The sequence below is a fragment of the Mesorhizobium sp. M2A.F.Ca.ET.037.01.1.1 genome (assembly GCF_003998075.1).
Taxonomy (GTDB): Bacteria; Pseudomonadota; Alphaproteobacteria; order Rhizobiales; family Rhizobiaceae; genus Mesorhizobium.
Window position 1 is genome coordinate 1 of sequence record NZ_RZSA01000806.1, and the last position, 3,092, is coordinate 3,092.

Genomic DNA, 3,092 nt, shown 5'->3' on the forward strand with positions numbered 1-3,092 from the left:
CCGCCATTATCGATCCGCCGCTGGTGATCTCCGCGCGCGGCCGCGCCATGCGCATCGAAGCGCTGAACAAGCGCGGCGAAGTGCTCCTGCCTGTGATCGGAAAGGCGCTTGGCGCGCCGAGCGAAGTGACGATCGCGGAGACCTCGAAGACGCTTATCCGCGTCGATGTGGCAAAACCCGGCCGCGTCTTCACCGAGGAGGAGCGCAGCCGCGTTCCGTCCGTCTTCACCGTGCTGCGCGCCATCACCGCTTTGTTCAAGACCGCCGAGGACGCCAATCTCGGCCTTTATGGCGCCTTCGGCTACGACCTCGCCTTCCAGTTCGATCCGGTGGACTACAAGCTCGAGCGCAAGGAAAGCCAGCGCGACCTGGTGCTGTTCCTGCCCGACGAGATTCTCGTGGTCGACCATTATTCGACCAAGGCCTGGACCGACCGCTACGACTATTCCGGCGAGGGCTTTTCGACCGAAGGCCTGGCGCGCGATGCCCATGTCGAGCCGTTCAAGACCGCCGACCGCATCCCGCCGCGCGGCGACCACGAACCGGGCGAATACGCCAACCTGGTGCGGCGCGCCATGGAAAGCTTCAAGCGCGGCGACCTGTTCGAGGTTGTGCCTGGACAGATGTTCTACGAGCGCTGCGAGACCCAGCCCTCCGACATCTCGCGCAAGCTGAAATCGATCAACCCCTCGCCCTATTCCTTCTTCATCAATCTCGGCGAGAACGAATATCTAATCGGCGCTTCGCCGGAGATGTTCGTGCGCGTCAACGGCCGCCGCGTCGAGACCTGCCCGATCTCGGGCACCATCAAGCGCGGCGACGACGCCATTTCCGATAGCGAGCAGATCCTGAAGCTGCTCAACTCCAAGAAGGACGAGTCCGAGCTCACCATGTGCTCGGATGTCGACCGCAACGACAAGTCGCGCGTCTGCGAGCCAGGCTCGGTGCGCGTCATCGGCCGCCGCCAGATCGAGATGTATTCGCGCCTGATCCACACCGTCGACCACATCGAAGGCCGGCTGCGCGAAGGCATGGACGCCTTCGACGCCTTCCTGTCGCACGCCTGGGCGGTCACCGTCACCGGCGCGCCGAAGCTCTGGGCCATGCGCTTCATCGAGCAGAACGAGAAGAGCCCGCGCGCCTGGTATGGTGGCGCCATCGGCATGGTCAATTTCAACGGCGACATGAACACTGGGCTGACGCTGCGCACCATCCGCATCAAGGACGGCATCGCCGAGGTGCGCGCCGGCGCCACACTGCTCTTCGACAGCGTGCCCGAGGAAGAAGAAGCCGAAACCGAACTGAAGGCATCCGCCATGCTCTCCGCCATCCGCGACGCCAAGACCGGCAACGCCACCGGAACCGAGCGCACCACCGCGCGCGTCGGCGACGGCGTCAACATCCTGCTCGTCGACCACGAGGACTCCTTCGTCCACACGCTGGCCAACTACTTCCGCCAGACCGGCGCCAATGTCTCCACCGTGCGCACGCCGGTGCCGGAGGAAGTCTTCGAGCGGCTGAAGCCCGATCTCGTCGTGCTGTCGCCTGGCCCCGGCACGCCGACAGATTTCGACTGCGCCGCCACCATTAAGAAAGCGCGCGCCCGCGACCTGCCGATCTTCGGCGTCTGCCTCGGCTTGCAGGCGCTGGCCGAAGCTTATGGCGGCGAATTGAGGCAGTTGCACATCCCCATGCATGGCAAGCCCTCGCGCATCCGCGTCTCGAAACCCGGCATCATCTTTTCTGGCCTGCCAAAGGAAGTGACCGTCGGCCGCTACCACTCGATCTTCGCCGATCCGGTGCGCCTGCCTGATGGCTTCGTGGTCACAGCCGAGACAGAGGACGGCATCATCATGGCCTTCGAGCACCCCAAAGAGCCGATCGCCGCGGTGCAGTTCCATCCGGAATCGATCATGACGCTCGGTCACAATGCTGGCATGCGCATCATTGAGAACATCGTCGCGCATCTGCCGCGCAAGGCCAAGGAAAAGGCCGCGTAGGGACGATGACCCAGGCGCGGGACACGACGACGGCCGCGGCGAAAGCCGCGACCAGGCAGAAGGTCGCCAGGCTCGCCTTCTGGTCGATCGTCGTCGCCTTCGCCGTGCTCGCCCTCAAGGTGGCCGCCTGGTACATCACGGGCTCCGTCGCGCTTTATTCGGACGCGGCGGAATCGATCGTCAACGTCATCGCGTCGGCAGCCGCCTTCTGGGCAATCCAGGTCAGCTACAAGCCCGCCGACCAGGACCATCCCTTTGGCCACCACAAGGCCGAATATTTCTCGGCCGTGCTCGAGGGGGTGCTGATCGTCGTCGCGGCGCTGCTGATCCTCAACGAGGTCTGGCAGTCCTGGCAGCATCCGGCCCCGCTCGAGCAGCCCTGGAAGGGTCTCGCCGTCAACAGCTTGGCGACCATCGTCAACGCGATCTGGGCCTGGACTCTGATCCAGACCGGCCGCAACGCGAAATCGCCGGCGTTAGTCGCCGACGGCCAGCACATCATGACCGACGTTGTGACGTCCGTTGGCGTGCTCGGCGGCCTTGTCGGCGCGGTGCTCACCGGTTGGCAGATCCTCGATCCGGCATTGGCCGTGATCGTCGCGCTCAACATCCTGTGGCAGGGCTGGCATGTGATCGGCTCGTCGATGAACGGCCTGATGGACCGCGCCGTCGATAGCCATGAGAACATGCAGATCCGCGACATCATCTCGGCCAATTCGAAAGGCGCGCTCGAGGTGCATGACCTGAAGACGCGCATTGCCGGACGCGCCACCTTCATCGAGTTCCACCTTGTCGTCGACGCCGACATGACCGTCGGCGCCAGCCATGTCATCTGCGATCGCATCGAGGACGCGTTGAAGGCCGAGATCCCCTCGGTGCGCGTCACCATCCATGTCGAGCCGGACGACGAGGCCAAACTGCCGAAAGGCACGACCGCGGTGCCTTTCGCTTAGCAGAGCGCGAAGGTCTGTCGAGATTCAGGTCAGGCCGAGTCGGAGTCGAAGACGGGCGCGAAGCGACCAGACAAGATGGCTTCCGAGAGCCGGAGCGGAGCGTACTTGAAAGTACGTGAGCACCGGAAGGGCAGGAAGC

2 protein-coding genes are annotated in these 3,092 nt (G+C 64.3%); both read left to right on the forward strand.

Annotated elements, in window-relative coordinates; all coding sequences use genetic code 11:
- Positions 1-2,000: anthranilate synthase (locus tag EOA27_RS29310; RefSeq protein WP_127257862.1), on the forward strand; the 2,000-nt coding region annotated here is incomplete at its 5' end.
- Positions 2,001-2,005: 5 nt separating this feature from the next.
- A complete protein-coding gene (locus EOA27_RS29315; RefSeq protein WP_126081605.1) occupies positions 2,006-2,953 on the forward strand; it encodes a cation diffusion facilitator family transporter in 948 nt (315 codons plus the stop codon).
- Positions 2,954-3,092 lie beyond the last annotated feature (139 nt).